This window comes from Sulfurimonas sp. (assembly GCF_027056685.1).
Classification (GTDB): Bacteria; Campylobacterota; Campylobacteria; order Campylobacterales; family Sulfurimonadaceae; genus Sulfurimonas.
Map to the genome: position 1 here is coordinate 1 of NZ_JALUKE010000101.1, position 3,951 is coordinate 3,951.

4 protein-coding genes and 1 tRNA gene are annotated in these 3,951 nt (G+C 37.0%); 2 read left to right on the forward strand and 3 right to left on the reverse strand.

What is annotated here, in order from left to right:
- Positions 1–27: 27 nt before the first annotated feature.
- From MVY38_RS04455 to acs, 3 genes are all read right to left on the reverse strand, one after another.
- Positions 28–117, reverse strand: a tRNA-Ser gene (locus tag MVY38_RS04455).
- A 43-nt stretch (positions 118–160) separates the two neighbouring features.
- Entirely contained in the window at positions 161–844 is a 684-nt protein-coding gene (gene pyrF, locus MVY38_RS04460; RefSeq protein ID WP_297483958.1) for an orotidine-5'-phosphate decarboxylase, read from the reverse strand.
- A 58-nt stretch (positions 845–902) separates the two neighbouring features.
- Positions 903–2,858 (reverse strand): acetate--CoA ligase, encoded by a 1,956-nt coding sequence (gene acs, locus MVY38_RS04465; RefSeq protein WP_297483959.1) that lies wholly within the window; start codon positions 2,856–2,858, stop codon positions 903–905.
- Between the two features lie 126 nt (positions 2,859–2,984).
- Between acs and MVY38_RS04470 the strand changes: the two genes are divergently transcribed.
- Positions 2,985–3,491: a peptidylprolyl isomerase gene (locus MVY38_RS04470; protein WP_297483960.1), complete on the forward strand. Its 507-nt coding sequence runs from the start codon at positions 2,985–2,987 to the stop codon at positions 3,489–3,491.
- 6 nt (positions 3,492–3,497) lie between these two features.
- A partial coding sequence (locus tag MVY38_RS04475; RefSeq protein WP_297483961.1) for a DUF2780 domain-containing protein occupies positions 3,498–3,951 on the forward strand: 454 nt, incomplete at its 3' end.

Genomic DNA, 3,951 nt, shown 5'->3' on the forward strand with positions numbered 1-3,951 from the left:
CTTGAAAGTGCCTAAAATAGGGCTTCGTGGTGGACGAGGAGAGATTCGAACTCTCGGTACAGTTACCCATACGCATCCTTAGCAGGGATGTGGTTTCAGCCACTCACCCACTCGTCCATTTGAAGAGCGTAATTATAATGAGAGTTATATAACAGATAGCTTAAATCTGAGCCAAAATCTTCGCTACAACTTCTGAAGGATTTTCTGCTTGATAAATAGGACGCCCAACAACGATAAAATCTACTTTTTGCTCTTTTGCAAACGCAACATCTGCCACGCGTTTTTGATCACCTGCATCTTCTCCAAAAGGACGGATGCCTGGGGTAAGTGTCATAAAACTTTCATTGGTAATATTTTTGATAGATGCTGATTCGTAAGCTGAACAGACCACGCCATCAAGCCCACTCTCTTGTGCATCTTTTGCAAATTGATTAGCCTTATTTGCAATATCAGATTCATAAACCGCTTGAAACTCCTCTTCACTAAATGAGGTCAAAGCAGTTACTGCCAAAACTATAGGACGCTTTTCATACTTATCAAGTCTTTGCATCACTGTACTCATTGCGCGCTTGCCTGCACTTGCATGGACATTAAACATATCTACACCAAGCCCCATAATGGACTCTGCTGCATCTGCCATAGTATTTGGAATGTCATAGAGTTTCAAATCTAAAAATATTTTAAAATCAGGATTGATGTTTTTGATGGCTTTTAAAAATGCTTCACCATCACGAATGTAGGTACGAAGTCCGACTTTAAGCCAGACATCATGCTCTTTTATCTTTTGGATTAAAGCTAAGTTTTCTTCTTCTGTAGGGAGGTCAAGTGCAACACATAATTCCATAAATAACTCTTTATAATTGATTTATGGAATTATAGCACTTGTGGGTTAAAAGGAAGTTTTACTTTGCCTTAACCATAGTTTCTATTTTTGCAACTACCGATGGATCTTCGAGTGTTGAAATATCTTGTGTAATAGCTTCACCTTTTGCAATGGCACGTAAAATACGACGCATAATTTTTCCAGAGCGTGTTTTAGGAAGTCCTGGTACAAAAACAATATCATCACAAATAGCAATATTACCTATCTCTCTTTTAATGACACCATTAATGGCTTTTACCTCTTCAACCTCATCAGCTACACCATCATCAGACTTGAGAATAATATATGCAAATATTCCTTCACCTTTTAACTCATGTGGCTTACCAACAACTGCAACTTCTGCTACATTTGGATGTTTTTTAATGGCAGCTTCTACTTCGGCAGTTCCCATTCTATGACCACTTACATTAATGACATCATCAGTTCGTCCAGTAATCGTGATGTAACCATCTTCATCATACACAGCACCATCACCTGTAAAATAAACAGCTTTACCATCTTTTTTCACATCACCATAGTATGATTTAATATAACGCTCTTCATCTCCCCAAACACCACGAATTTGTGCAGGCCAAGGTCTTGTAATACACATATAACCAGTTTCACCGACTTCAGCTTTCTCTCCTGTAGCAGGATCTAATATTTCAGCAATAATTCCAGGAAGAGGAAGTGTTGCACATGCAGGTTTAATAGGAGTAGCCCCAGGAAGAGGAGAGACAATATGCCCACCTGTTTCTGTCTGCCAGTATGTATCTACAATTGCACACTTACTTGAGCCTACCTGCTCGTAGTACCATTTCCATGCTGGAGGATCTATTGGTTCACCAACTGTTCCAAGGACTTTAAGAGATGATAAGTCATATTTTTTAGGTTCATCTTCACCCATTTTATGTAAAACACGAATAGCAGTAGGTGCAGTATAAAATTGATTAATTCTATGATTTTCAACCATTGACCAAGGACGACCTGCATCAGGGTAAGTAATAACACCCTCAAACATCACAGTAGTAGCACCCATTGCAAGCGGACCATATACTATATATGTATGTCCTGTAATCCAACCAACATCAGCAGTACACCAGTAAGTATCATTCTCTTTTACATCAAATACCCACTCCATTGTCATCTGTGCCCAAAGAATATACCCAGCAGAGTTATGTTGTACACCTTTTGGTTTGCCTGTACTTCCTGAAGTATAAAGCAAAAAGAGAGGATCTTCACTATTCATAACTTCAGACTCACATACCGCTGATTTATCTTTAATAAGTTCATTATAAGAGTAATCGCGTCCTTTTTTCCATATAACATCTTCGCCATTTCTCTCAACTACTAAGACTTTTTTTACAGGTGTATCTCCCTCTAATGCAGCATCAACAACAGGTTTGAGCATATATGGTCGCTCTTTTCTAAAAGCACCATCAGCTGTAATGACAACTTTAGCTTCGGCATCTTCAATTCTGTCTCGTAATGCTTCAGCAGAAAAACCACCAAAAACTATGGAGTGAATAGCCCCTATTCTCGCACATGCAAGCATTGCATAAGCCGCCTCAGGAATCATAGGCATATAAATGACAACCCTATCCCCTTTTTTTACTCCAAAATCCTCTTTTAAAAGATTTGCAAATCTGTTTACATTTTTATAAAGATCAAGATATGTAATAGTCTGAACATCACCTCTGTCTCCTTCAAAAATAATAGCTGCTTTATTTTTGCGTTTGTCTAAATGACGGTCAATACATTGGTGTGCGACATTAAGCTTTCCGCCATCAAACCACTTAACAAATGGAGCTTTACTCTCATCTAACACATTTGTAAAGGGTTCTATCCAATCTATTTTCTCTTTTGCAAAATCACTCCAAAAGCCTTCATAATCATTAAGCGCTTTATTTTGAAGTGTATGGTATTCGTCCATATTTTTAATTCTTGCATTTGCTGCAAACTCTGGATTTGGTTGAAAAATTTGTTTTTCTGACATATATCTGCCTTTTTATCTGAAATTTAGTTGTTGAAAATTATATCTTAGGATAATTTATCTTTCCTTGAAGTTATCCCTTAATTTATTTTTACTATAATTAGAAAAATTTAAATACAAAGGTTTCAAATGTTTGGAAGACCAGAATTAAAAGAGTACAACTTAAGCGAAGATGAGTTAGCAAAACTCCAATATGCAAAAATGACAACAAGTAAAGGTGATATTTGGATTAAATTGTATCCAGAAGAGACTCCAAATACAGTAGCAAACTTTGCACACTTAGCAAAGACAGGGTTTTATAACAACCTAAACTTTCACCGTGTTATCCCTGGTTTTATGGCACAAGGTGGATGCCCTACTGGAACTGGTACAGGTGGACCTGATTGGGCTATTAAATGTGAAACTGAAAAAAATACGCATAAACATGTAAAAGGAACACTCTCTATGGCTCATGCTGGACCAAATACTGGTGGAAGCCAATTTTTCATCTGTTTTGTACCATGTCCACATTTAGATGGTGTACATACTGTATTTGGTGGAATTGAAGAAGATGATGCTGCAAGTTTTAAAGTTCTTGACTCTATTGAAGGTCAAGATGATATTAACTCTATAGAAATATTTGAAAAGAGAGTGTAAACAGCTATGAAAAAAACACTATTATCTTTAAGTATATTTTTCTTAATAGGCGCAACACAATTATCTGCATTTGGGCTTAGTGATGTTACAAATGCAATGTCTCAAAATACATCAACTCCACAGGCAACAAGTTCACAAGCAAGTGGATTGACAGAGATGCTTTCAAAACAACTTAATATATCAGATAAACAAGCATCAGGTGGTGTAGGCAGTATACTAAACTATGCAAAATCTGCTCTTACATCAAATAAGTTTCAGACACTTAAAAGTGCCATTCCTAATGCACAGTCACTTATGAGTATGGTACCCAAAGGCAATTCTACATCAGGCGGGTTGAGTTCACTTACAAATGCTATGGGTGGTAATTCTATCTCGAAGATGGCTGGTCTTGCATCACAATTTTCATCTTTAGGATTAAGTAGTGGTATGATTTCAAAATTTGTTCCAATCATAATGCAAT